Consider the following 23,880-nt stretch of genomic DNA (forward strand, 5'->3'; position numbering starts at 1 on the left):
GAGGGGCCGACCGCCCGAGTTCCACGACCGGCTGCCCGACCGGGTCCGCGAGGCTGCGGTGAGGGCCTCGGTGCGTCGCGGTGGGGAGGCGGGGCTGTCAGACCCCTGTGCCATTGTTCGTGTCATGACCTCAGTCAAGGATCCAGAAGATTTCGTGGGCGTCACGGACACCATTGACGCCTTGTTACGGCAATGCGTGGATCACATCAACCGCAATCGCGAAATATGCACGATCAAAGCAGAATGGTTCTCCTACATAGGGGAGTTGACGCTAGCGGGGGAGGTTACCTGGTTCGGGATGGGTCGCGGCGGCTGGTGTCACGATGGGCTGCCCACAGGACTGAGCAAGGCTCCGGTATATGCGGGCTTCTACTGGTGCCGGGAGGACGACAAGCCTCCGGTTGCCCGGGCCAACATCGTCGTCGTGCCGCTGGCGGACGCCGCCCGTATCGCGGCGGCCGACTGGGGCGCCGGATATAACGGCTACGAACCGGCCCCGCTGGACGGATACGCCGTCTTGTGCAGCTCCCCGTTCGACCCGAAGCGGGCCGGAGTGGAAGGCGCCGAGGCCCATCTCCGCAATGCCAAGCGCATCATCGCGGCCGGAGACGCTGAGGGTCGCCAAGCCAACTATGCCGAGATCATCACCGATCCGGATCGCGGAGGCAACGCCCTGTTCTTTCCTGTCGAAGGGGAGGAGAGGGACGGCTACTCAGCAGTGGAGCCGGACGGAACCGTTGTCTGCCTCGCCTTCATCGACTACGACTTCGACTACTGAGGTTTTCGGCCCAGGGTGACGGTGATCTCGCTGATAGGTGTATCCCGGTGTCATGCGGTATCCCGATGGGGGTGGCCTGACCGCGGACCAGCGGGCCCGACGGGAGCAAGTGCGGTTCGAGGCTGCCGAGTTATTCACGCAAGGGGTGACGCCGCCGCAGCTCGCACGGCGGTTGGGGTCACGGGCCTGGCCGGCGTCGGAGCACCTGCCTCCCGAACATCGCCGGGAAAATCCCACACCGCCTTCACCGGATGCCGGACGACGGCGTCGAAACGACCGGCGGCATCGGGGCTCAGAGTCCGCCCGGTGCCCCCAGGCCCGTCAGGGCGCCGACCGGGTCCAGGTCGGGGGTGCCGCGGGGCCACCAGTCGTCGTGGCCCGGTTCCGATTCGTAGGCGTACCAGAGTCCGTCGCGGCCGAGGCGGAGCTGGACGTGGCCGCGGGGGTGGGTGAGGTGGTTGTGCCAGGGTCGGAAGGCCGGGAGATCGGCGGCGAGGAGGAGCGGGCGGGCACGGTCGAAGCGGCCGGCCGGCGGATCCCAGGTCTCTTCGAGGACGCTGAGGCCCTCCAGGCCGCCCTGCCGCCACGCGGCGACCGCGCGCGCCAGGTCGGCGGGGGTGCGGCCGGCGGCGGTGGCCAGCGAGGAGTAGAGGGTGCGGGTGCCCGCGGTGAGTCCGGAACCGGGGCGGGCCGCGGCGAGTCGTACCGCGTCCTGCCACAGGGTCAGTTCGCCGACCGGGTCGCGGCCGGTGGCGAGCAGCGCGTGGGCCCGGGCCGCCGCGTCGGTCGCCAGTTGGTCCAGGGCGAAGGGGTCCGGGCCGCCCGAGGTCGCGGGGTACACCGGCGGCTGGCCCGGGTGCGGGGGCACCGGCAACGGCGTCGGAAGCGGCGGGAGGCGACGGGGGGTGAGGGCGTCCGTGGCCCGTACGCCGGGTACGGGTGCCGGTCCCTGTTCCTGGGCGGCGCGGGCCGCGCGGGCGGCACTGAGGCGGGACAGGGCGTCGAGCAGTTCGCGTTCGCCGCGGCCGCGCAGGAGAAGCAGGACGAAGGGGTCGGCGTCCAGCAGGCGGGCGGTCTGATAGCAGAGGGCGGCGGCGTGTTTGCAGGGGTGACCGGAGTCGGGGCAGCTGCAACGGGGGTCCAGGTCGCCCGGGCCCGGGAGCAGCGGCACACCGGAGTCGGCCAGGGTGTGGGGCATCTCCTTGTCGAGCAGCGCGGCGATGTCCCCGGGGCGTTCGGCGGCGCGGTCCAGGAAACCGTCCCAGTCGGCGTCGTCGAGCGTGCGCAGCCGTACCTGGACGCGGTACGGCCTGGGACGGCTCCCCTGCACGTACGCGAGCACGAGCCCCGGTGTCACCGTGATGGCGTCCACGTGCCCCTGCTCGGCGTACGCACGGCCCCGCGCCAGCCGCTTGGCGTCCAGCGCGCCCTCCTCCAGCGCGGCGACCCAGGCATTGCCCCACCATGTCTCGGCGAACCCGGCATCGTCCGAGGCCCTGGGCGGGAACGCGGGGAACGTACGACGCAGCTCGCTGTCACGGGCGGGAGCGGCCATGGAGCGGGGATGGCGGGGCGGGGCGGGCGGGGGCGAGGAAGCCGCGCCTGTGGACGACTGCGGCGAGGCTGAGGCCGGCCACGTGAGGGCAGCGTCGGTGTCCCCGGGCGCCGGGTCAGACACCGACGTTCCGGCGGGCGGACTCGCCTGGCGCGCATTGGGGTCGCCGTCGGTTTCCACTTCCGGCGAGGCCACCGTGTCGGACACCCGAAAAGCACCCGGCGCCTGCGACCCCGCACGCGAACTCCCCGACCCCGAACCGGAGCCGTCACCGGAGTCCGCCTCCGGCGAGGTCGCGGTGTCGGGCATCCGGAAGGCGTCGGCCAGCATGGCCCGTACGTCCCGCGCTCGCCGCTCGGCGGTCTGTTCGGCCGTGTCTGTGCGAGCCCGGCCCGTGGCCGGGGTTCGCCCCGGTCGGCGCGCGGTTTCGCCCTTGAGGCGTGCGGCATTCCCGTCGGAGGGCATGGCGGCGCCACGAGCCTGCCGGGCCTCACTGCGCGCCGCACGCAATGCCTCGCGCACGACATCCGCGGGGCGCGCGTCCCGTCGCCAGGACGCTTCGGCCTCGGCCTCCACATCGGGTGCCTCGGGTGTCTCCGGTGCCTCGGCGCGGGGCTTCGCCGGACCCCCGGTGACGTCTGTCGCCCCGCCGGCGGCGTCATTTCCCCCGGGACGCTCCTCGGCGGCCGACGCCGCACCGCGTCGAGCGGAAACGGCCTGCCGGAGAGCCGCGCGCGCGGCGTCACCGGGGCGGGGCTGGGACGATGCGGGCTTCGCGGGCGCGGCGGGCCCGCCAGATCCGGCAGATCCGACCGCTCCGGCAGACGCGGCAGACCCGGCAGATCCACCAGGACCCACAGGTCCGCCAGGTCCGACAGGCCCGGCAGATCCAACCGGCCCCGCGAATCCGGCAGGCCTACCCGGCCCGGCAGGTCGGACCCGCTCGGCAGATCCGGCGAGTCCGGCAGATCCACCAGGCCCCACCGGTTCGGCAGGTCCGCCAGCTCCGACCGGTCCGGCGGATCCAGCAGGCCCACCCGGTCCGACGGATCCACCAGGCCCCACCGACCCGGCAGGTTCCTCGGGCTTCGCGGCTTCGGCAGGCCTCTCGGATGCCGTGCTGTCGTTGCCCGCACCGGCTTCGTCGGCCGTCGTCGCTGCCTCGGCCACAGTCGCCACCTCGGCCGCCTCAGCCGCCGCCTCAGCCGCAGTCGCCGCCTCGGCCGCCTCAGCCGCCTCCGGCACCTCGGCCGCGTCGGACGGCTCCGCGGCCCCGGGTGCCGACGGCTCCCCTGACGCCGTGGGCCGCTCGGACGGCCCGGTTACCCCCGTCGCCTCCGTCACCCCGGCCCCGTCGGACGGCTCCGCGCCCCCGGGTGCCGACGGCTCCCCCTGCGCCGTGGGCCGCTCGGACGGCCCGGGCACCCCCGTCGCCCCCTCGGGCGCCGCCCATTCCTCGTCCCGTCCGGACGGCGTCGTCGGCCCGTCGGTGGGCGTCGTCGTCTCCTGGGCGGCGTTTGCCCGCGCCTCCCGCAGGGCCCGGCGTACCTCGTCGGCGGGGCCGGCCGTCATGACGTCCTCCGGAGCGAGACCAGGTCGGTGAGCTCGCGGTCCGTCAGTTCCGTCAGGGCCGACTCGCCGGAGCCGAGGATCGCGTCGGCGAGGGCCCGCTTGGCCTCCAGCATCTCCGCGATGCGGTCCTCGACCGTGCCCTCGGTGATGAGACGGTGGACCTGGACCGGCTGGGTCTGGCCGATGCGGTAGGCGCGGTCGGTGGCCTGTTCCTCGACGGCGGGGTTCCACCAGCGGTCGAAGTGGATGACATGCCCGGCGCGGGTGAGGTTCAGTCCCGTGCCGGCCGCCTTCAGCGACAGCACCAGGACGGGGGTCGCCCCGCTCTGGAAGCGGTCCACCATGCGTTCGCGCTCCAGCACCGGTGTGCCGCCGTACAGGAGGTCGAGTGGGACCGCGCGGGCGGCCAGGTGGGAGCTGATCAGCCGGGCCATCCCCACGTACTGCGTGAAGACGAGCGCCGAGCCGTCCTCGGCCAGCAAGGTGTCCAGCAGTTCGTCCAGCAGGGCCAGCTTGCCGGAGCGGGCGGCGAGTCGGTCACCGGCCGTCGGCGGTACGTCCTCCTTCAGGTACAGCGCGGGGTGGTCGCAGATCTGCTTCAGCGCGCCCAGCAGTTTCAGCACCATGCCCCGGCGGGCGATGCCCTGCGCCGTCTCGATGGCCAGCAGGGACTCGCGGACAACCGCCTCGTACAGCGCGGCCTGTTCGCGGGTGAGCGGGACGGGGTGGTCCGTCTCGGTCTTGGGGGGCAGCTCGGGGACGATGCCGGGGTCGGACTTCTTGCGGCGCAGGAGGAAGGGGCGCACCAGACGGGCCAGCCGGGCCACCGCCTCCTCGTCCTCGCCGTTCTCCACCGCGCGGGCGTGCCGGGCGCGGAAGGACTTCAGGGGGCCGAGAAGCCCGGGTGTCGTCCAGTCGAGCAGCGCCCACAGTTCGGAGAGGTTGTTCTCGACCGGGGTGCCGGTCAGGGCCACGCGCGCGGGGGTCGGGATCGTGCGCAGGGCCTTCGCCGTGGCCGAGTACGGGTTCTTGACGTGTTGTGCCTCGTCGGCGACGACCATGCCCCAGCGCTGCTCGACCAGTTGTGGCGCCGCGGACCTCATCGTGCCGTATGTCGTGAGGACGAAGCCGCCGCCGGCGAGGTCGTCCAGGCTGCGGTCCGGGCCGTGGAAGCGGCGGACCGGGACGCCCGGCGCGAACCGGTTGATCTCCCGCTGCCAGTTGCCGAGCAGGGAGGCCGGGCAGACCACGAGAGTGGGCTCCTGCCGGGCCCGGCGCAGATGCAGGGCGATGACGGTGATCGTCTTGCCCAGTCCCATGTCGTCGGCCAGGCAACCGCCCAGGCCCAGGGAGGTCATGAGGTCGAGCCAGGCCAGTCCGCGGAGTTGGTAGTCCCGGAGGGTGGCTCGCAGGCCGGCGGGCGGTTCGGCGGGACGCAGTCCGGCCGTGAGGCGGTCGCGCAGGGTGGCCAGGGCGCCGACTGGTACCGCCTCCACCGTCTCGCCGTCGACCTCCGCGCTGCCCGTGAGGGCGACGGAGAGCGCGTCGACCGGGTCGAGCAGGCCCAGTTCGCGCTTGCGGGCCTTGCGGACGAGTGCCGGGTCGACCAGTACCCACTGGTCCCGGAGGCGGACCACCGGGCGGTGGGCCTCGGCGAGCGCGTCCATCTCGGCCTCGTCGAGCGGGTCGCCGCCGAGCGCCAACTGCCAACGGAACCGCAGCAGTTCCTCGCTCTCGAAGAAGCCGGTCCCGTCGGTCGCCGAGCCCGGCGCGGGTCGGACCACCGCGGTCGCGCTGAGGTCCTGCGCGAGGTCCCGGGGCCAGTGCACGGCGACCCCGGCCGCCGCGAGCCGGGTCGCGGCCACGCCCAGCAGATCACCCAACTCCTCGTCGGACAGGGCGAGTACGCCTGGTACGTCCTGTTCGGCGAGCCGGTCGAGCGGCGGCCAGACGCGGGCCGCGCGCCGCACGGCGAGGGCGGCGTCCACGCGCGCGCGGGGGCCGAAGGCCGCGTCCGCCCGGCCCGCCCACAGAGCCGCCGCGTCCGTCATGAGGGTGGGGTCGGCGAGGCTGTGCACCTGGACGATCGCGGCGCCCGCGCTGCGTACACCGTCGCCCGAGTCGTCGAACAGGTCGTACGCCGACAGGTCCAGGCGGAGCGAGATCCGCACGCCGGCGTCCATACCGGCGGCGACCTCCGCGGCCCAGTCCCGCGCGTCGGGCAGGCGCTGGGGCTCGCGCGCCGCGAAGGGCCTGCCGGAGGCGTACGGCGCGGCCGGGGTGCGGGGCAGGGTGTCCGCCACCGCGTCCAGGAAGGAGCGCATCAGCGCTTCCGGTTCGGGCAGCCGGATCGCGCCCGGGCCGGACAGCGGGACCGCGTGGCCCTCGTACGGCAGGGCGGCGGCGACCGCGCGCAGGTGGGCGATGTCGTCCGGGTCGAGGGGGCCGGCCCGCCAGGCGTCGTGGCCGGTGGCCGTCAGGCCCGGGAGCAGGCGGCCGCGGGCGGTGAGCCGCAGCGCGTGCAGCGCGGCCGCGCCCCAGCAGGCGGTGGCGGGATGGGCTGCTCGGTCCCCGCGGGCGCGCACGAGGAGGGGCAGGGCCTCGCCGAGGGGCAGCGACAGTGCGGGGGCGGTCCTGCGGCGCACTCCGGCACCATGCCGTCGTACGACGGTGATCTCGGTCTGGGCGACGGGCAGTTCGCCGTCCTCGGGGTCCCAGAACGCGACGCGGCCGTCGCGGGGCAGAGGCGCGGGCAGGAAGACGGCGGCGAGCCGGAAGGGGACGGTGTCCGGCGCCCGCCCGACCATCGAAGCCGTGTCGCTCATACGTCCTGCCACCTCCCGCCCTGTCGGATCAGTCGTCTTCGACTCTACGGGCGGGGTCTGACAATCGGCTCCGGTGTCCGGCCGCAGCCCCCTTGTCACGGAACCGTGCGCGAGACGACGTACACCATGGGGGACACCGGGTTGGACAGGTTGACGACTATGTCCTGGGTGGGGGCCGGGTTCTTCTGCGCGTGGTGGAAGCCCGACCAGGGGCCGGGGGTCTTGAAGGACCAGCCGGTGATGTGCTGGTCCCGGGCGCTGACGGTGACCTTGCCCTGCTTGAGGTCGCCCCGGTTCACGCCCAGGCCGGTGAGGAAGGCGTCCAGGCCCGCGCTCGAGGTGCGGAACTGGGCGTACAGACGGCTGGTCTTCCAGTTGTTGGTCTCGTAGTACGCGACCTGGTCCGCCGGGTGCGGGATCGGCACCTGGTACAGCCGGCGCTGGACCTTGGAGGGCCAGCCTTCGGTGAGGCCGGTCGCCGAGTACTTCGCCTCCTTGTCCTTGCCGCTGTCGCGGCTCTGGTTGGCGGAGATCACCAGATAGCCGGCCGGGACGCCGATGAGGAGCACGATGATGCTCAGCGTCAGCGCCCTGCGGCGGATCATGTGCCGGCGGTCCTCGGCCGGCCCGCCCGCCTCGTCCTGGGACGACGAGGCCTGATGTGGGAGCGCAGGGGTCACGCGGACCCCTGCGACGGGCGGCGAGCCTCCACGTACCGCTCGTAGCGCTCGTGGCGCTCCACCCGGCGGCGGTTGGCGCGCCGGAAGCGGCGGGCGACGAGGCGGGCGAGGTCGGCGGCACCGACCATGCCGGCCTCGGGGCCGAGCTGTGCGCGGGCGATGCGGGCCTCGGGGCGGTAGCCGCGCCCGGTGAGCTGCCGCTTGAAGGCGTCCCGCGCGGGGCCGATCAGCAGGTCGTCGGCGGCCGAGACGCCGCCGCCGATCACGAAGCAGGACGGGTCGAGGGCGGCGGCCAGGTTGGCGATGCCGACGCCGAGCCACTGTCCGATGTCCTGGAGCAGTTCGATGCACATGGCGTCGCCGTCGCGGGCCAGCTCGGTGATCATCGGCCCGGTGATGTCCGCGATGTTGCCCTTGACGTGCTCGATGATCCCGTACGCCACCGGGGAGTCGGCCGCGGCCAGTTCGCGGGCCTCCCTGACCAGCGCGTTGCCGGAGCTGTACTGCTCCCAGCAGCCGCGGTTGCCGCACGGGCAGCGGTGGCCGCCGGGGACGACCTGCATATGGCCGAACTCCCCCGCGACGCCGTACTTGCCGCGCTTGACCTGGCCGTCCTCCAGGATCGCGCCGCCGATGCCGGTGCCGAGCGTGATCATGACGAGGTGGTCCTCGCCGCGGCCGGCGCCGAAGCGCCACTCGGCCCAGGCGGCGGTGTTGGCGTCGTTGTCGACGAGGACGGGGACCGCGAGACGGCCGGCGATGCGGTCGCGCAGGGGCTCGTTGCGCCAGGACAGGTGGGGTGCGAAGAGCACACGGTTGCGGTCGGCGTCGACCCAGCCGGCCGCGCCGATGCCGACCGCGTGCACGTCGTGCCGGTCGGACAGGTCCAGGACCAGCTCGCAGATGGTGTCCTCGACCACCTTGGGGCTCTTGGACTTGTCCGGGGTCTCCGTGCGGAGCACCTCCAGGATGTTGCCGTCGGCGTCGACGACGCCCGCCATCACCTTCGTGCCGCCGATGTCGATACCGACCGTGGGCACGCGGGGGGCGGTGAGGTGCGAGCGGCGCTCCCTCGTGCCGACCGTGCGCAGCACTGGCGCGCGGCGGGAGCCGATGGGGGCGCTGAAGTTGCCGTAGGTGCTCATCGCGCCCGATTCTGCCTCACCGTCGGGGTGGGTGCCGTACGGGGGAGCGAAGGGGAGCGTTATCCGTACCGGGGGCGGGCGCTTTGTGGCTGGTCGCGCGTTTTTCCCGCGCTCCTGACGTTCTGCGCTCCTGGAGGACGTGCGCGGCTCGCATCTCACATCATCGAGCTTCTGACCTACGCGAGGGCCTGTTGCCGTGACCCGTCGGTCGATTTGTCCTGACATTGCGACGAAGTCAAGGGACGGTTCGCGCCCGGCCGGGACCGTCCGAGGGTGGGGATCATGACCGGACGAGCAGCTGGAACTCGAACGAGTAGCGCGTCGGCCGGTACGTGTGGGTGCCGAACTCGACCGCGCGGCCGGTGTCGTCGAAGGTCGTGCGCTGCATGGTGAGCAGGGGGGCACCCGCCTCCTCGGCGAGCCGCTCGGCCTCGACGGCGGTCGCCGCGCGGGCGCCGATGGACTGGCGGGCGCTGTGCAGGGTGATCCCCACGGAGCGCATCATCCGGTAGAGGCCGGTGCTCTCCAGCTGCGCGGTGTCCAGGTCCATCAGACCGGGCGGCAGGTAGTTGCACAGGTACGCCATCGGCTCGCCGTGCGCGAGACGCAGCCGTTCCACCCGGTGTACGTCGCTGCCCTCGGCCACACCGAGGGCGGCCGCGATCTCCGCGGGCGCCGGGACGACCGTGTTGACGAGGACCTTCGTCGCGGGGCGCTGGCCGGCCGCCTCCAGGTCGTCGAAGAGGCTGCTGAGCTCCAGCGGGCGCTTGACCTGGCTGTGCACGACCTGGGTGCCGACGCCGCGGCGGCGCACCAGCAGGCCCTTGTCGACGAGCGACTGGATGGCCTGGCGCACGGTGGGGCGTGACAGGCCGAGCCGGGCCGCGAGCTCGATCTCGTTGCCCAGCAGGCTGCCGGGGGTGAGCGCTCCGTGTTCGATCGCGGCCTCCAGCTGCTGGGACAGCTGGAAGTACAACGGCACGGGGCTGCTGCGGTCCACGCGGAGATCGAGCGTCACGGTCGGGTCCACTCCTGGTTTCGGCACGGGCCGAGCGTAGCTCCGTGCGCTGATGACGGGAAGTTGTGTAGTTCGATTGTCCGGACATGCGCATTGACAGCGCGGCGGGTCCGCACGCACTTTGTTCACATGCGCATCGGAGTCATCGGTACGGGTCGCATCGGCACCATTCATGCGAACACCCTCAGCAAGAACCGGGAGGTCGGCTCCCTGATCCTCACGGACGCGGACCCGGCACGGGCCCAGGACCTGGCGTACCGGCTGGGTGAGACGGCGGCGCCGGGGGTGGACGAGATCTTCCGGTGGGGCGTGGACGCCGTGGTGATCACGACGACGACGTCGGCACACGCCGAACTGATCGGTCGGGCAGCACGCGCGAAGCTTCCCGTGTTCTGCGAGAAGCCGATCGCCCTCGACCTCGCCGGCACCTTAGAGGCGATCCGTGAGGTCGAGACGGCGGGCACGGTCCTGCAGATGGGGTTCCAGCGCCGCTTCGACGCGGGCTACTCGGGCGCGCGCGAGGCGGTGCGTTCGGGGCGGCTCGGGCGGCTGCACACCGTGCGGGCGCTGACGTCCGACCAGGCGCCGCCGTCGGCCGCGTATCTGCCGGTGTCCGGCGGGCTGTACCGGGACGCCCTGATCCACGACTTCGACATCCTGCGCTGGGTGACGGGGCGCGAGGTCGTCGACGTGTACGCGGCCGGTTCCGACGCCGGTCCCGCGATGTTCCGTGAGGCGGGCGACGTCGACACCGGGGCGGTGCTGCTCACCTTGGACGACGGCACACTCGCGACGGCCACCGCGACCCGGTTGAACGGGGCCGGATACGACGTGCGGATGGAGCTCGCCGGGGAGCTGGACCAGATCGTGGTGGGCCTGGACGACCGTACGCCGATCGCGTCCACCGAGCCGACCGGGCCGCCGGCCGCGGACAAGCCGTGGACCGGGTTCCTGGAGCGGTTCGGGCCCGCCTACGAGGCCGAGCTGTGCGCGTTCGTCGATGTGGTGCGAGGCGGGCGGCCCAATCCGTGCGACGGCCGGGAGGCCTTGCAGGCGTTGCGGATCGCCGAGGCCTGTGAGGTGTCGCGGCGGGAGCGACGGGCCGTGGGGCTGACGGAGATGGTGGGCGGGGCGTGGCCGATGGCGGGCTGAGCGAACGCCTGGCGAATAGCCGCTCATCGGGGCGCTACCAGCGCACCGGCAGGCTGCGCAGCCCGCGGATCAGCATGCCGGGAAGCCAGTCGCCGGGGCGGCCGTCGAGGGCGAGGGCGGGGGCGCGGTCCAGGAGGGAGCGGATCGCCGTGCGGGCTTCCAGGCGGGCCAGCGGGGCGCCGAGGCAGTAGTGGATGCCGTGGCCGAAGGCCACGTGGCCGCGGGTGTCCCGGCGGATGTCGAAGCGGTCCGGGGCCGGGTAGCGGGCGGCGTCCCGGTCGGCCGAGGTGAGGCCGATCATCACGGTGTCGCCCCGCTCCACGGGGGTGCCGGCGATGTCCAGGGGTTCGGCGGCGTAGCGGAACGTGGCGTTCTCCACCGGGCCCTCGTAGCGCAGCATCTCCTCGACGGCGCTGCCCATCAGGCTCATGTCGGCGCGCAGGGCGGCGAGTTGGTCCGGGTGGGTGAGCAGCGCGTGGACTCCGCTGGTGATGAGGTTGACCGTCGTCTCGTGGCCGGCGATCAGCAGGATGAAGGCCATGCCCCGCAGTTCCTGCGGGGAGAGCCGGTCGCCGTCCTCGGCGGTGGTGCGGATCAGGTCGCCGAGGAGGTCGCCGCTCGGTCCGGCCCGTCGCTTGTCCTCGATCAGGTCGGTGAGGTACTCGGCGAGCCGCGTCACGGACTCGTACTCGGTGTCGCCGTTGGTGGGTGCGACCACTTCGGTCGACATCTTCCGGAACTCCGTCCGGTCCATCTCGGGCACTCCGAGGAGCTCGCATATCACGGTGATCGGCAGCGGATAGGAGAGCGCCTCCACGAGGTCGGCACGGCCCTGCGGCAGCATCGCGTCGAGCAGGTCGTCGGTGATCTGCTGGATCCTCGGCCGCAGTTCCTCGACCCGGCGCATGGTGAAGGCACGCGAGACGAGCCCGCGCAGCCGGGTGTGCTCGGGCGGGTCGGCACCCAGCAGATGCCTGCCGATCAACTCCTCGTCGGGGAACGTCACCCCCAGCCTTCGGCTGTCCTTGGACAGCCGGGAGTCGGCGAGCGACGCGCGCGCCTCCTCGTGCCCGACGACGAGCCAGGTCCAGTAGTCGGCACGGGATCCGGGCGGTCGCACCCGGTGGACCGGGCCGCGGGCGCGCAGTCGTGCGTACACGGGATGCGGGTCGATGCGGAACGCGTCCCCGTACTCCCCCAGGTCGATCACCTCTGTCATGGCACTCCCCCTTCTGCCACTTTCACAACGCCCGGCCTTCGCGGTTAGTGCCCGTTTCCCTCCGGTTCCTCAAGAAGCCCCGCGTCGTACGCCAACAGGGCGATCTGCACACGGTTGTTGAGGTCGAGCTTGGCCAGGATGCGGGAGACATGGGTCTTGACCGTGGCGACGCTCATGAAGAGCGCGGTGGCGATCTCGGCGTTGGCCATGCCCCGGCCGACCGCGACGGCGACCTCGCGCTCTCGGTCGTTGAGGGCCGCGACGCGCTCCCGCGCGCGCGTGCGGCGCGTGTCGGCGGTGGTGCCGGCCGCGTGGTCCATCAACCGGCGGGTCACGGTGGGCGACAGCACGGGGTCGCCGGCCGCGACCCGGCGTACGGCGTCGAGGATCTCGGCCGGCGGGGTGTCCTTGAGGACGAAGCCGGCGGCACCCGCGCGCAGGGCCCGCAGCACCTGCTCGTCGGCGTGGAAGGTGGTCAGGACCACGACCTGCGGGGCCTCGGCCCGGCCGCGCAGCAGCTCCGTGGCGGTCAGGCCGTCCACCAAGGGCATCCGGATGTCCATCAGGACGACGTCCGGGCGGGTGCGGTCGACGAGCGCCTCGACCTCGTCGCCGTCGGCCGCCTCGCCGACGATCTCGATGTCGTCGGCACCGCCCAACATCAGGGACAGGCCGGCTCTGACCAGCGGGTCGTCGTCGACGAGGAGCAGTCTGATCGCAGTCATGAGGCCTACGTAACCACGGTTGTGTCGTGTGGGATCACGGTTTTGGGCTTGCGGGATCAGGGTTGCGCGAGGCGTTGCGCGATGCGGAGTCGCGGTGGTGCCGCGGAAGTTGACGTGTGCCGGCGCTCAGGCCCACGGCAACCACGCCCGCAGCCCGAACCCCCCTTCTCCCTCCACTCCGTGCTCCAGCCGGCCGCCGGTCAGGGTCGCGCGTTCGGTCAGGCCGATCAGTCCCTGGCCGGAGCCGGGGACGTGCGGGATCTCGCCCTCGGGAGGCGGGTTGCGCACCGACAGGGTGAGGCCCTCTCCCGGGGCGCCGGTGACGGACACCGAGACCTCGGCGCCGGGGGCGTGCTTGCGGGCGTTGGTCAGGCCCTCCTGGGCGATGCGGTAGGCGGTGCGGCCGACCGAGGCGGGGACCGCGCCAGGGTCGGTGACGCGGCTGTCGAGGGTGACCTTCATGCCGGCCTCGCGGGACTCGGCGACCAGCACGTCCAGCGCGGCCAGCGTCGGCTGCGGGCGACCGGCGTCGTCGGAGTCGCCCGTCCGCAGCACGCCGATGATCTCCCGCAGGTCCTGCAGGGCCTCGTGCGCGCTCTCCCGGATGACCCCGGCCGCCCTGGCGACCTCCTCGCGGGGCGCGTCCGGCCGGAACTCCAGGGCGCCCGCGTGCACGCTCAGCAGCGTCAGCCGGTGCGCGAGCACGTCGTGCATCTCCCGGGCGATGGCCTCGCGGGCGAGCCGCTGCGCCTGCTCCGCGCGCAGCCGCGCCTCCGTCTCGGCCCGCCGGGCGCGATCGCGCAGGCTCAGCATCAGGTGCCGCTTGGCGCGTACCAGCAGGCCCCAGCCGACCAGCGCGGCGGTCAGCAGCACGAAGATGGCGACCGCGACGACATACGGCAGGTCGGGGTCGGGGCGCAACCGGTAGTAGATCGGGACCAGCGCCATGCTGATGCCGCCCACCCAGGCCACGTACCGGAAGGGGCGGTGCACGGCGAGCGTGAACAGGGCGATCATGCACGCGCCGCCCGCGGTGTCCGAGAAGGCCCCGGCGGGGATCGTCGCCACGGCCAGTCCGAGCGGCCAGCGGCGGCGCAGCCACACCGCGGCGCAGGCCAGGGCGCCGATCCACTGGTCCAGGACGGCGAAATCGTGAGAGACGTTCGGATTGTCGCTCACCGCGTCGGCGCCCAGCAGACCGACGCCCACGGCGAGGAAGAAGGCGGAGAAGTCGACGATCCAGTCCCGCCCGGTGCGCCGGGGCCGCCGCCCGGGTCGGTCGGTGTCCGGGTCGAACTCCGCCAGCAGGGCCGACGGCAGGAGCCATCGCGGCCCGGAGAGGGGCTGCGGCACGGCCACGTTCTCGTCAGCACTCATGGTCGACAAATCTACGCAGTACGGGGGCGGGGCACCCCTCCCTGCACGGGATGGTCGACCAAAGTCGCGGCGGCGGAGACTTTCGACGCGTCCGCCCCGGTGGGAGAGAGGCTTACGTCGGACGTGCCTCGCCCCGCGGCCGATGTGGGTGGGGGGTCCGCGGGGCGAGGGTCTTACCCATGAAGCAGTTGCTGGAGCTACTCGGATTCCTGGCCCTGGTGCAGGGTGCGATGGGCCTGCTGCACGAGTTCACCGACTGGCACATCGGTCTCGTACAGCGGATCGGTTTTCTCGACGGCTACGAAATCTACGCGAGCGTCGCCCTGATCGTGCTGGCGTTCGCGCTGTTCGCCGTGGCCGAGAGCCGGAGGTCCGACTGATTCCGCGCCGGTCCTCCGGCCGGGACCACCCGGCTCAGCAGCCGTAGTCGACCAGGTCGAACGTGACGTAGTGGTCCGCCGTGTAGTAGTCCTCCTGGGTCTTGTTGCCCGTCACGATGCGGCGGGCTCCGCGCGTGGACGAGCCAGGTGTCTTCACCGTGTACTCGTGGTAGTAGCCGCTGGACTGGCTGGGCAGGACTCCTTCCCGGTTCTGGAAGACGCTCCCGTCCTGCGAGTACGGGTAGGGACCGCCCTGCTCGATCAGTTCGAGCGTGTCGTAGGCCTGTGAGGGCAGGTCGCCGTAACAGATGCTGCCGACCGCGGTGGCGGTGGCGTTCGCCGAGGTGGCGGAGACGGTGCCGCCGATGAGGACGGCGGACAGGAGCGTGGCCGCCGCGCCGATGCGAGTGATTCGTGGGGGGAATCTCATGGCCTTATGATGACGCGCGTAGACAGTGACATGTCAATGACAACTCCAGAGATTTTTCCATGACGCCGGATGAGTTTTCCGGGAGTTAACCTTCGCCCCGGGTCAACTCTCCGCCCCGTCACCCGAACTCGATCGACACCTCGTCCGGGGGCTGCGGCAGATCGCGCATCCTGTACGAGAACACGTCCACCCCCGGTGACGGGCCCGACAGCGCCGGATCCGGCCGGGCCGCGCTCAGTACGACCCGTACTCCGGGCGGCCCGCCAGGTCGTACGACTGGATGGAGACGCCCGCTGCCGTGACGCGTCCGCCGGTGTGCCGGAAGGCGGTCGGTACGGCGCCCTCGGTGAACAGGCGACGGCCCGCGCCCAGCACGACCGGGAAGCTCAGCAGGTGCAGGGTGTCGACGAGGTCGAGGGCCAGCAGGGAGCGGACGAGGGCGCCGCTGCCGTGCAGTTGGAGCTCACCGTCGGTGCGCTCCTTGAGGGCGGACACCTCCTTGGCGAGGTCGCCGTCGATCACCGTGGTGCCGGACCACTCGGGCGCGTCGAGGGTGCCGGAGACGACGTACTTCGGCAGCGCGTTCAGCTTCGAGGCGATGGGGTCGGACGGGTCGGTCATCTTCGGCCAGTAGGAGGCGAAGATCTCGTACGTACGGCGGCCGAGGAGGAAGCCGCCGACGCGCTCGAAGACCTCGGTGACGAACCGGCCGAAGTCGTCGTCGCCGTACGGGACGCTCCAGCCGCCCTGGTCGAAGCCGCCGCTGGGGTCCTCCTGGGGGCCGCCGGGGGCCTGGTAGACGCCGTCGAGGGTGACGAAGATGGTGGAGACGAGCCTGCCCATGGGGTGCCTTCTCTCTGCGGTAGGGGTCTGTTGTCATCAGGGCAGACCCCATCGGCACCCGCAACTCATCGGAGAACACTCCGCCGGTCGGGCCCCGCTCGGATTGCTCCGGACAGCTGACGTCGATGTCCGTTCGCCGCCGGTCTTCCGGGGCGGGGGCGGCTGAGATGGACCCATGACGACGACGTACGGATCTCTGAACGGCAAGGTGGCTCTGGTGACCGGCGGCAGCCGGGGTATCGGCGCGGCGACGGCCCTGCGGCTCGCCCAGGAGGGCGCGCATGTGGCCGTCACCTACGTGAACGGCAAGGAGGCGGCCGAGGACGTCGTACGGGCCGTGCGGGCGCTGGGACGGCAGGCGGTGGCGCTGCGGGCGGACTCCTCGGACGCGGACGAGGCGGCGGGAGCGGTGGAGCGGGCGGCGGAGGCGCTCGGGGGCCGGCTGGACGTGTTGGTGAACAACGCGGGGGTGGGGCTTCAGGGGCCCCTGGAGAGACTGTCGGTCGGTGAGGTGGACCGGGTGCTGGCCGTGAATGTGCGCGGGGTCTTTCTGGCGTCCCAGGCGGCTGCCTCCCGGATGGGCGCGCGGGGCCGGATCATCACCATCGGTACGTGTATGTCACAGCGGGTTCCGGGGCCGGGTGGGACGCTCTACGCGATGAGCAAGTCGGCGTTGATCGGGCTCACGAAGGCGCTGGCCAGGGAGCTGGGGGCGCGGGGGATCACGGCGAACATCGTGCATCCCGGGCCGATCGACACGGACATGAATCCGGCGGACGGGCCGTATGCGCAGGCGCAGGCGGCGATGACGGCGTTGGGGCGGTTCGGGACGGCGTCGGAAGTGGCGGGGACGGTGGCGTATCTGGCGGGGGCGGAGTATGTGACGGGGGGCGAGTTCTCCGTGGACGGGGGTCATGCGGCGTGACGGGCGTGGGGCTTTTTCGCCCCCGCCGCCCCTACCCGTCCCGACCCGGGGGCGCCGCCCCCTGGGCCCCCTTCGCGGGGCTCCGCCCCGCACCCCGCTTCGACCCGAAGGGCCTCGTCCTCAAACGCCGGACGGGCTGGATTTGGCTGAGCTGAAATCAGCCCCTCCGGCGTTTGAGGAGCGGGGGTCCGGGGGCTGGCCCCCGGGTCGGGACGGGTAGGGGCGGCGGGGCCGTAAAAAGGTCTGGCTCAGCCGCCCAGCTCCTGATGGCGGGCCGTCAGGGCCGACGTGCCCTCTTCCGTCAGGGAGCCGAACAGGCGCAGTCGGGAGATGCCGCCGTCGGGATAGATGTCCACGCGCGCGTGCGTGCTGACGGCCGGGGCCGGGAGGACGAAGCGGTGGTTGGTGTCCGGCTGGAGGCGGGTGCGCGGGAGGATCTCCGTCCACTCGCCTTCCTCGCCGTCCCGGACCGAGACGGACGCCCAGCCCGCGCTGTTGCCCTTCAGGTACGCGGTGTCGATCTCGAGCGCGCGGATCTGGGACCGGGCCACCAGCCGGTAGCGGATCCAGTCGTTGCCCTGGTCCCGGCGGCGGCGTGTCTCCCAGCCGTCGTCCATCTTGCGGGAGCGGCCCGGCTGGATGGTGTTGGAGGCCGGTGAGTAGAAGAGGTTGGAGGCGTCCTCGGCCCGGCCGCCGTTCTCCAGGGCGACCACGTCGAAGGTGCCGAGGACCTCCAGCCACTTCGGGTCGGGTACGACCTCGCCGTACACCCGGAGCCGCGCGATGCCGCCGTCGGGATGCTGGTTGACGCGCAGGTGTGTGAAGCGCTGTTCGACCGATACGGCGAAACCGTTCGCCGCGTGGCCGCCGACCGGCGTGCGCGGGACGAGCGTCGTCCACTTCACGTCGCCCCCGAGGAGTTCCGCCGGGGACGGGTGCCCCGGCACCGACGTGCCCTCGATCGAAACCGCCTGGGGGTAGTTGCCGCGGAAGTGGGCCGTGTCGACGACGATGCCGCGGATCACGCCCGCCGCGCCGAGGCGGACCAGCGCCCAGTCGTGGTCCTCGGCCGTCGGCCACGGGTGGTCGGCGGATGTGCCCCGGCGGCGCCTTGTCTCCCAGCCGTCCATGATCTTGCCCTTGTGCCCGAAGTGTTCGGGGTCGAACTCGGCGGGTCCGGGCAGCAGCAGGTTCTCGCGCTGGGCGAAGAACTCGTCGTTGGCGGCGATGACTGAGGCACCGAGCTGTCGGTCGGCGAGGTTGGCGTACTGGGTGAAGGGAAATGCGGCGGTGCGGTAGTCCGCGTACGGGTCACCGCCTCCGTAGGGGTTCGCGTCGCCGGTGAAACTCTCCATCGCCGTCACGGTGATCAGGCCTTTCTGGGGGGCTCAGCTGGGCAGGCGGCCCATCGGTTCAAGGGGTTGAGGTCGGGGTGGGGGTTCGCGTGAGCATGTGCCCCTTCGGCTCGGTGAACTCGCCGTCCACGAAGACGCGTTGGCCGCGCAGCCAGGTGGACCGCACCACGCCGTGCAGTGTCTTCCCCGCGTACGCCGTCACACGGTTGCGGTGCTGGAGGGCGGCCGGGTCCACGGTGAAGGTGGCGTCGGGTGCGAGGACGGCGAAGTCGGCGTCGCGGCCGGCCTCGATGGCGCCCTTCTGCCGCAGGCCCACCAGATCGGCCGTCCGCGCGGACATCCAGCGGACCACGTCCTCCAGGCCGTGCCCGCGTCCGCGCGCCTGAGTCCACACCGCGGCGAGGCTCAGCTGGAGGCCCGAGATGCCGCCCCAGGCGGTGGCGAAGTCGTCGGTCTTCAGGTCGGCCGTGGACGGGGAGTGGTCCGTGACCACGCAGTCGATCGTGCCGTCCGCCAGCGCCTGCCACAGCAGGTCCTGGTTCGCGGACTCGCGAATCGGCGGGCAGCACTTGAACTCGCTGGCACCGTCCGGGACTTCCTCGGCGGTGAGGGTGAGGTAGTGCGGGCAGGTCTCGACCGTGACGCGGACACCCTCGGCCTTGGCGGCGGCGATCAGCGGCAGCGCGTCGGACGACGACAGATGCAGGACGTGCACGCGCGCGTCGAGGCGCTTCGCCTGGGCGATGAGCTGAGCGATCGCGGTGTCCTCGGCGTCGCGCGGGCGGGAGGCCAGGAAGTCGGCGTACCGGGGGCCGCCGTGCTGCGGGGCGGCGTCCAGGTGGCCCGGGTCCTCGGCGTGCACGATCAGCAGGCCGTCGAAGGACGCGATCTCCGCGAGGGACTGGGCGAGTTGGTGCCGGCCAAGGTGCGGGAACTCGTCCACGCCCGACGGCGACAGGAACGCCTTGAAGCCGAAGACACCGGCCTCGTGCAGCGGGCGCAGGTCCTTGACGTTGTCGGGCAGGGCTCCGCCCCAGAAGCCGACGTCGATGTGCGCCTTGTCGGCGGCCACGTCCCGCTTCGTACGGAGATGGTCCACGGTGGTCGTGGGCGGGAGGGAGTTGAGCGGCATGTCGACGAGGGTGGTGATGCCACCGGCGGCCGCGGCGCGGGTGGCGGTCCAGAAGCCCTCCCAGTCGGTGCGGCCGGGGTCGTTGACATGCACGTGGGTGTCGACCAGGCCGGGCAGCAGGACGTCGTCGCCGACGTCCTCCAGGTGGGCGCTCTCGGGTACGGGAGCGTCGTAGGGCAGGACGGCGGTGATCGTCCCGGCGGTGACCGCGACCGAGGCGGCGCGCGTCCCCTCCGGGGTGATGACCCGCGTCGAGCGCAACACCAGTTCTACGTCGGACACCGGGGCCTCTTTCACTCCGCTTCCACTCCGCCGTTTACTTCCACGTAACGGAATTCAACTTTCTGTTGAAGGAGTCTTCACTCCCGCTTCCGAGCCGTCAAGGGCACACTTCCCCACAAGGCCACGAGGCGCTCACTCTGGACGTTTCCACAAAGTGGAAATAGAATTCCGGCAAGCAGAACGTACTGACGTACCAGCAGGGAGTCAACCGACTGGCGGGTAGGCTTCTGCTCTTCCCGCCTGTGCCGAAAGGAACGCGCCGTGCCGACGTCCAGCGCCAGCACCACCGACTCCGCCAAGTCCGCCAGCGGCGGAGTCCAGTCCCTCGAGCGCGCCTTCGATCTGCTCGAGCGGATGGCGGACGCGGGCGGCGAGGTGGGACTCAGCGAGCTCTCCGCGAGCAGCGGACTGCCGCTGCCGACCATCCACCGGCTGATGCGCACCCTCGTGGTCTGCGGATACGTCCGCCAGCAGACCAACCGCCGCTATGCGCTCGGCCCGCGCCTGATCCGGCTCGGCGAGTCCGCCTCCCGTCTGCTCGGCACCTGGGCGCGCCCGTACCTCGCCCGCCTGGTCGAGGAGACCGGTGAGACGGCGAACATGGCGCTGCTGGACGGGGACGAGATCGTCTACGTGGCGCAGGTGCCGTCCAAGCACTCGATGCGCATGTTCACCGAGGTGGGCCGCCGGGTGCTGCCGCACTCGACCGGCGTCGGCAAGGCGCTGCTCGCCAACACCCCGGACGGCGAGGTGCGCGCCCTGCTCTCCCGCACCGGTATGCCCGCCGCCACGGAGAAGACGATCACCACGCCGGAGTGCTTCCTGGCCGCTCTGGAGGAGGTGCGCCGAGCCGGCTACGCGGTCGACGACAACGAGCAGGAGATCGGCGTCCGCTGCCTCGCGGTCTCGGTGCCCAACTCCCCTACCGCCGCCGCCATTTCGATCTCGGGCCCTGCGGGCCGGGTCACCGACGCGGCGACGGACAAGATCGTGCCTGTGCTGCAGCAGGTGGCGTCGGAGCTGTCGGAGGCACTGGCGAGCTCGGGGCCGTGAGCTCCGCTGGAGGACGGCGACAACTGCGGGCCGGTGGGGGCGCGCGGTTCCCTGCGGGCCGGTGGGGGCTGGTCGCGCAGTTCCCCGCGCCCCTTACGGGGCCCGGTGCCGCAAGCGACGCGGACACCTTGGGCCTAGCCTGGAAGCAGGGGGCCGGCAGTGGAGCGAGGTGTCCATCATGCTGCAGGAGAACAAGTACTGGTCCTCGGGGAAGTGGCAGGTCAAAGAGGGAAGCGCCGACGAGTTCATCGACCGCTGGCGGGAGTTCCTCACCTGGACCGGAAAGGAACACCAGGGGCTCCTCGGAGCCCGTCTGGTCCGGGACCTCAGGGACCCGAACGCCTTCGTGTCCTTCGCTTCCTGGCACGACCTCGACTCGATGCGCGCCTGGCAGGCCTCTCCTGAGTTCACAGAGCGCCTGAACGCCGCCTCCGCCCTGTGCGAGGACATGCAGAGCGGTGGCTACGAAGTGGTCGTCGACATCTGAGCCGGCCCGGGAGGGCGGTTCAGCGGCGCGGTGGTTCCCCGAACAGGTCCACCGCGCTGCGCACGTCCGACAGCCCCCGGGTCAATGCGCTCACGGATCCGATCGCCCCGGCGATCAGCAGCAACGACCGGCGCAGCCGCGGGATCTCGGGCGTCCCGTCGGTGGTCATCGCCGCCAGGGTGGCGAGTTCGTCCTCCGCGATGGCGCGGTCGGGGAACTCGGCCGGATGCGCGGCGAGTTCGCGGCGCAGCCGGGACACCGCGGCCCGTAGTTCCGCCACTTTGAGGTCCTCGTCGCCGCCGGTCTCCGGTCTCTGTCCCAAGCTCCGCAACACAGCCGTCCCCCCCTCGCACGCCGTCGTGCGCCCGCACGTTCCCGTCCCACCCAGCGCTACCCATGGGCGCTGGTCGGGCGCCGGGGGACGCGGGTCAGTAAACGCCACCAGATGACGGATGCGCCACCGTCAGGACCGAAATTCAGCCCTGCGGAACCGGGTGTCCGCCTGGGCGTCAGGTATGCAGGACGCATGACGGAGAACGAACAGCGGCCGGCCGGACTGCTTCTCGCGGCCGGCGGCGGACGGCGACTCGGCGGACGGCCCAAGGCCCTGCTGCCGTACCGGGGACGACCCCTGGTCGAGCACGCGGTCGGTGCGCTGCGCGCGGCCGGCTGCACCCGCGTCCACGTGGTCCTCGGGGCCGCCGCCGACGCCGTACGGGAACGGGCGGAGCTCGGCGACTGCGTGCTCGTGGAGAACCCCGACTGGGCCGACGGCATGGGCTCGTCGCTGCGGGCCGGGCTCGGCTCGCTCGCCGGGACGGGAGCGCGGGCGGCGCTGGTCTCGCTGGTCGACCAGCCAGGCATCGGGGCGGCGGCGATGGCCCGGGTGATCGCCGCCGGGTCGGACGAGACGTCACTGGTCTCGGCCACCTATGAGGGGGTGCGCGGGCATCCCGTCCTGCTCGGAGCCGCCCACTGGGCGGGCGTCACCGCGACTGCGACCGGCGACCGGGGGGCACGCGCCTATCTGAAGGCGCGTGAGGAGGCGATCACGCTCGTCGAGTGCGGGGATGTGGCGAGGCCGTACGACATCGACACCGTGGCGGATCTGAAACACCTTGAGTGAACGTGATGACACCGAGCGCCACCTTGCCTCGGTGCGGAGAGTCTCGATATCAACAAACCATTGAAGTTCCACGATGAGGAAACTAGTATCCACTGTTCAGAAGCGCCCGGCCCCTCCCGGGTGCTTCCCGCCTCACCCGGGTCGCCCGGCACCCGGTGCCAAGCTCGCTGAAGGAAGTGACAGCTCATGTCCGCACCAGCGCCGTCCCCGCTGGCCATCGTCGACGCCGAGCCCCTGCCCCGGCAGGAGGAGGTCCTGACCGAGGGGGCCCTCGCCTTCGTGGCCGAACTGCACCGCCGGTTCACGCCCCGGCGTGCCGAGTTGCTCGCCCTCCGCGCCGAGCGCCGCGCCGAGATCGCCCGCACCTCCACGCTCGACTTCCTCCCTCAGACGGCCGCGATCCGTGCGGACGACTCCTGGAAGGTGGCCCCATCCCCGGCCGCCCTCGAGGACCGGCGGGTCGAGATCACCGGTCCCACCGACCGCAAGATGACCATCAACGCCCTCAACTCGGGCGCCAGGATCTGGCTCGCGGACTTCGAGGACGCCTCGGCGCCGACCTGGGAGAACGTCGTCCTCGGCCAGCGCAACCTGATCGACGCGTACACCCGGAACATCGACTTCACCGATGCGGGGTCGGGCAAGTCGTACGCCCTGAAGGACGACAGCGAGCTCGCCACCGTCGTCATGCGTCCGCGCGGCTGGCATCTGAACGAACGTCACCTCGTCGACGCCGACGGCACCCAGGTCCCGGGCGCCCTCGTCGACTTCGGGCTCTACTTCTTCCACAACGCCCAGCGGCTGCTCGACCTCGGCAAGGGCCCGTACTTCTACCTCCCGAAGACGGAGTCGCACCTCGAAGCCCGCCTGTGGAACGACGTGTTCGTCTTCGCGCAGGACTATGTGGGCGTCCCGCAGGGCACCGTCCGCGCGACCGTCCTGATCGAGACGATCACCGCCGCGTACGAGATGGAGGAGATCCTCTACGAACTCCGCGACCACGCCTCCGGGTTGAACGCGGGCCGCTGGGACTATCTGTTCTCCATCGTCAAGAACTTCCGTGACGGCGGCGCCAAGTTCGTCCTCCCGGACCGCAACGCCGTGACGATGACCGCCCCGTTCATGCGGGCGTACACCGAACTCCTCGTCCGTACCTGCCACAAGCGCGGCGCGCACGCGATCGGCGGCATGGCGGCGTTCATCCCGTCCCGCCGGGACGCCGAGGTCAACAAGGTCGCCTTCGAGAAGGTCCGCGCCGACAAGGACCGTGAGGCGAACGACGGCTTCGACGGCTCCTGGGTCGCCCACCCCGACCTGGTCCCGATCGCCATGGAGTCCTTCGACAAGGTCCTCGGCGACCGGCCCCACCAGAAGGACCGCCTCCGCGAGGACGTCCACGTCGAGGCGGCCGACCTGATCGCCGTCGACTCGCTGGACGCCAGGCCGACGTACAACGGTCTCGTCAACGCCGTCCAGGTCGGCATCCGTTACATCGAGGCCTGGCTGCGCGGGCTCGGCGCGGTCGCCATCTTCAACCTCATGGAGGACGCGGCGACCGCCGAGATCTCCCGCTCGCAGATCTGGCAGTGGATCAACGCGGGCGTCGAGTTCGAGCACGCCGGGAACACGGTGAAGGCCACACCGGAACTGGCCCGCGAGGTCGCCGCCGAGGAGCTGCGGAACATCCGCGCGGAACTCGGCGAGGAGGCGTTCGCGGCCGGTCACTGGCAGCAGGCCCACGACCTGCTCCTGGAGGTCTCCCTCGACGAGGACTACGCGGACTTCCTGACCCTGCCGGCGTACGAGCAGCTCAGGGGCTGA

General features: G+C 71.9%; 22 protein-coding genes. 9 read left to right on the forward strand and 13 right to left on the reverse strand.

The window, feature by feature from the left end:
• The first annotated feature begins 124 nt into the window (after positions 1-124).
• On the forward strand, positions 125-778 hold the full coding sequence (locus tag AB0H86_RS00375; protein WP_362431054.1) for a hypothetical protein: 654 nt from the start codon (positions 125-127) through the stop codon (positions 776-778).
• Between the two features lie 292 nt (positions 779-1,070).
• Here the strand turns inward: AB0H86_RS00375 and AB0H86_RS00380 are convergent, their stop codons facing one another.
• Positions 1,071-3,191 carry an SWIM zinc finger family protein gene (locus AB0H86_RS00380; protein WP_362431056.1) on the reverse strand — a complete coding sequence of 707 codons (2,121 nt, stop codon included), beginning with the start codon at positions 3,189-3,191 and terminating at the stop codon, positions 1,071-1,073.
• Between the two features lie 268 nt (positions 3,192-3,459).
• Between AB0H86_RS00380 and AB0H86_RS00385 the strand changes: the two genes are divergently transcribed.
• Positions 3,460-3,936, forward strand: a complete 477-nt coding sequence (locus AB0H86_RS00385; protein ID WP_362431058.1) for a hypothetical protein — start codon at positions 3,460-3,462, stop codon at positions 3,934-3,936.
• On the opposite strand, the gene AB0H86_RS00390 is transcribed toward AB0H86_RS00385, so the two are convergent.
• The 4 genes from AB0H86_RS00390 to AB0H86_RS00405 form a co-directional block, all read right to left on the reverse strand.
• The gene (locus tag AB0H86_RS00390; RefSeq protein ID WP_362431060.1) at positions 3,902-6,730 is read right to left on the reverse strand and encodes a DEAD/DEAH box helicase; all 2,829 of its coding nucleotides are present in this window, start codon (positions 6,728-6,730) and stop codon (positions 3,902-3,904) included. The two genes, AB0H86_RS00385 and AB0H86_RS00390, sit on opposite strands and share 35 nt — an antisense overlap.
• A gap of 95 nt (positions 6,731-6,825) precedes the next feature.
• Entirely contained in the window at positions 6,826-7,410 is a 585-nt protein-coding gene (locus tag AB0H86_RS00395) for a sugar kinase (RefSeq protein WP_362431063.1), read from the reverse strand.
• Positions 7,407-8,555, reverse strand: coding sequence for an ROK family glucokinase (locus AB0H86_RS00400; RefSeq protein WP_362431066.1), 1,149 nt, complete (start codon positions 8,553-8,555; stop codon positions 7,407-7,409). The genes AB0H86_RS00395 and AB0H86_RS00400 overlap by 4 nt, the downstream gene beginning before the upstream one ends.
• Positions 8,556-8,835: 280 nt before the next feature.
• On the reverse strand, positions 8,836-9,573 hold the full coding sequence (locus AB0H86_RS00405; protein ID WP_362431068.1) for a GntR family transcriptional regulator: 738 nt from the start codon (positions 9,571-9,573) through the stop codon (positions 8,836-8,838).
• Positions 9,574-9,702: 129 nt separating this feature from the next.
• Between AB0H86_RS00405 and AB0H86_RS00410 the strand changes: the two genes are divergently transcribed.
• Entirely contained in the window at positions 9,703-10,725 is a 1,023-nt protein-coding gene (locus AB0H86_RS00410) for a Gfo/Idh/MocA family oxidoreductase (protein WP_362431070.1), read from the forward strand.
• Between the two features lie 34 nt (positions 10,726-10,759).
• Here AB0H86_RS00410 and AB0H86_RS00415 read toward each other — a convergent pair whose 3' ends face one another.
• The 3 genes from AB0H86_RS00415 to AB0H86_RS00425 all read right to left on the reverse strand — a co-directional run bounded on the left by AB0H86_RS00415 (position 10,760) and on the right by AB0H86_RS00425 (position 14,046).
• Positions 10,760-11,944, reverse strand: coding sequence for a cytochrome P450 (locus tag AB0H86_RS00415; RefSeq protein ID WP_362431073.1), 1,185 nt, complete (start codon positions 11,942-11,944; stop codon positions 10,760-10,762).
• Between the two features lie 44 nt (positions 11,945-11,988).
• Positions 11,989-12,669 (reverse strand): response regulator transcription factor, encoded by a 681-nt coding sequence (locus AB0H86_RS00420; RefSeq protein WP_362431075.1) that lies wholly within the window; start codon positions 12,667-12,669, stop codon positions 11,989-11,991.
• A 126-nt stretch (positions 12,670-12,795) separates the two neighbouring features.
• Positions 12,796-14,046: a histidine kinase gene (locus AB0H86_RS00425; protein ID WP_362431078.1), complete on the reverse strand. Its 1,251-nt coding sequence runs from the start codon at positions 14,044-14,046 to the stop codon at positions 12,796-12,798.
• Between the two features lie 179 nt (positions 14,047-14,225).
• Between AB0H86_RS00425 and AB0H86_RS00430 the strand changes: the two genes are divergently transcribed.
• Positions 14,226-14,426, forward strand: a complete 201-nt coding sequence (locus AB0H86_RS00430; RefSeq protein WP_362431080.1) for a hypothetical protein — start codon at positions 14,226-14,228, stop codon at positions 14,424-14,426.
• Between the two features lie 34 nt (positions 14,427-14,460).
• Here AB0H86_RS00430 and AB0H86_RS00435 read toward each other — a convergent pair whose 3' ends face one another.
• Positions 14,461-14,856, reverse strand: a complete 396-nt coding sequence (locus AB0H86_RS00435) for a ribonuclease domain-containing protein (RefSeq protein WP_362431082.1) — start codon at positions 14,854-14,856, stop codon at positions 14,461-14,463.
• 234 nt (positions 14,857-15,090) lie between these two features.
• Positions 15,091-15,699 (reverse strand): dihydrofolate reductase family protein, encoded by a 609-nt coding sequence (locus AB0H86_RS00440; protein WP_362431084.1) that lies wholly within the window; start codon positions 15,697-15,699, stop codon positions 15,091-15,093.
• Between the two features lie 175 nt (positions 15,700-15,874).
• On the opposite strand from AB0H86_RS00440, the gene AB0H86_RS00445 reads away from it, so the two are divergent.
• Positions 15,875-16,624 (forward strand): 3-oxoacyl-ACP reductase family protein, encoded by a 750-nt coding sequence (locus AB0H86_RS00445; protein WP_362431086.1) that lies wholly within the window; start codon positions 15,875-15,877, stop codon positions 16,622-16,624.
• Positions 16,625-16,872: 248 nt separating this feature from the next.
• Here the strand turns inward: AB0H86_RS00445 and alc are convergent, their stop codons facing one another.
• Together alc and allB are read right to left on the reverse strand one after the other, a co-directional pair.
• Positions 16,873-17,988, reverse strand: coding sequence for an allantoicase (gene alc / locus AB0H86_RS00450; protein ID WP_362431089.1), 1,116 nt, complete (start codon positions 17,986-17,988; stop codon positions 16,873-16,875).
• A 49-nt stretch (positions 17,989-18,037) separates the two neighbouring features.
• Positions 18,038-19,393, reverse strand: a complete 1,356-nt coding sequence (allB, locus tag AB0H86_RS00455) for an allantoinase AllB (RefSeq protein ID WP_362431092.1) — start codon at positions 19,391-19,393, stop codon at positions 18,038-18,040.
• 261 nt (positions 19,394-19,654) lie between these two features.
• Between allB and AB0H86_RS00460 the strand changes: the two genes are divergently transcribed.
• The gene (locus tag AB0H86_RS00460; RefSeq protein WP_362431094.1) at positions 19,655-20,446 is read left to right on the forward strand and encodes an IclR family transcriptional regulator; all 792 of its coding nucleotides are present in this window, start codon (positions 19,655-19,657) and stop codon (positions 20,444-20,446) included.
• Between the two features lie 178 nt (positions 20,447-20,624).
• Entirely contained in the window at positions 20,625-20,933 is a 309-nt protein-coding gene (locus AB0H86_RS00465) for an antibiotic biosynthesis monooxygenase family protein (RefSeq protein WP_362431097.1), read from the forward strand.
• 19 nt (positions 20,934-20,952) lie between these two features.
• On the opposite strand, the gene AB0H86_RS00470 is transcribed toward AB0H86_RS00465, so the two are convergent.
• Positions 20,953-21,267, reverse strand: a complete 315-nt coding sequence (locus AB0H86_RS00470) for a DUF5955 family protein (protein WP_362431099.1) — start codon at positions 21,265-21,267, stop codon at positions 20,953-20,955.
• Positions 21,268-21,459: 192 nt separating this feature from the next.
• Between AB0H86_RS00470 and AB0H86_RS00475 the strand changes: the two genes are divergently transcribed.
• Both AB0H86_RS00475 and aceB read left to right on the forward strand, forming a co-directional pair.
• Entirely contained in the window at positions 21,460-22,059 is a 600-nt protein-coding gene (locus tag AB0H86_RS00475; RefSeq protein ID WP_362431101.1) for a nucleotidyltransferase family protein, read from the forward strand.
• Between the two features lie 186 nt (positions 22,060-22,245).
• On the forward strand, positions 22,246-23,880 hold the full coding sequence (aceB, locus tag AB0H86_RS00480; RefSeq protein ID WP_362431104.1) for a malate synthase A: 1,635 nt from the start codon (positions 22,246-22,248) through the stop codon (positions 23,878-23,880).

The organism is Streptomyces sp. NPDC050997 (assembly GCF_040660135.1).
Classification (GTDB): Bacteria; Actinomycetota; Actinomycetes; order Streptomycetales; family Streptomycetaceae; genus Streptomyces.

What these genes read in the sequence shown, in the direction of transcription:
- AB0H86_RS00445 (WP_362431086.1), top strand. Translation starts at nt 15,875, where the DNA reads ATGACGACGACGTACGGATCTCTGAACGGCAAGGTGGCTCTGGTGACC.
- AB0H86_RS00430 (WP_362431080.1), top strand. Translation starts at nt 14,226, where the DNA reads ATGAAGCAGTTGCTGGAGCTACTCGGATTCCTGGCCCTGGTGCAGGGT.
- AB0H86_RS00400 (WP_362431066.1), bottom strand. Translation starts at nt 8,555, where the DNA reads ATGAGCACCTACGGCAACTTCAGCGCCCCCATCGGCTCCCGCCGCGCG.
- AB0H86_RS00415 (WP_362431073.1), bottom strand. Translation starts at nt 11,944, where the DNA reads ATGACAGAGGTGATCGACCTGGGGGAGTACGGGGACGCGTTCCGCATC.
- AB0H86_RS00410 (WP_362431070.1), top strand. Translation starts at nt 9,703, where the DNA reads ATGCGCATCGGAGTCATCGGTACGGGTCGCATCGGCACCATTCATGCG.
- AB0H86_RS00435 (WP_362431082.1), bottom strand. Translation starts at nt 14,856, where the DNA reads ATGAGATTCCCCCCACGAATCACTCGCATCGGCGCGGCGGCCACGCTC.
- aceB (WP_362431104.1), top strand. Translation starts at nt 22,246, where the DNA reads ATGTCCGCACCAGCGCCGTCCCCGCTGGCCATCGTCGACGCCGAGCCC.
- AB0H86_RS00390 (WP_362431060.1), bottom strand. Translation starts at nt 6,730, where the DNA reads ATGAGCGACACGGCTTCGATGGTCGGGCGGGCGCCGGACACCGTCCCC.
- AB0H86_RS00475 (WP_362431101.1), top strand. Translation starts at nt 21,460, where the DNA reads ATGACGGAGAACGAACAGCGGCCGGCCGGACTGCTTCTCGCGGCCGGC.
- AB0H86_RS00420 (WP_362431075.1), bottom strand. Translation starts at nt 12,669, where the DNA reads ATGACTGCGATCAGACTGCTCCTCGTCGACGACGACCCGCTGGTCAGA.
- AB0H86_RS00465 (WP_362431097.1), top strand. Translation starts at nt 20,625, where the DNA reads ATGCTGCAGGAGAACAAGTACTGGTCCTCGGGGAAGTGGCAGGTCAAA.
- AB0H86_RS00375 (WP_362431054.1), top strand. Translation starts at nt 125, where the DNA reads ATGACCTCAGTCAAGGATCCAGAAGATTTCGTGGGCGTCACGGACACC.
- AB0H86_RS00425 (WP_362431078.1), bottom strand. Translation starts at nt 14,046, where the DNA reads ATGAGTGCTGACGAGAACGTGGCCGTGCCGCAGCCCCTCTCCGGGCCG.
- AB0H86_RS00440 (WP_362431084.1), bottom strand. Translation starts at nt 15,699, where the DNA reads ATGGGCAGGCTCGTCTCCACCATCTTCGTCACCCTCGACGGCGTCTAC.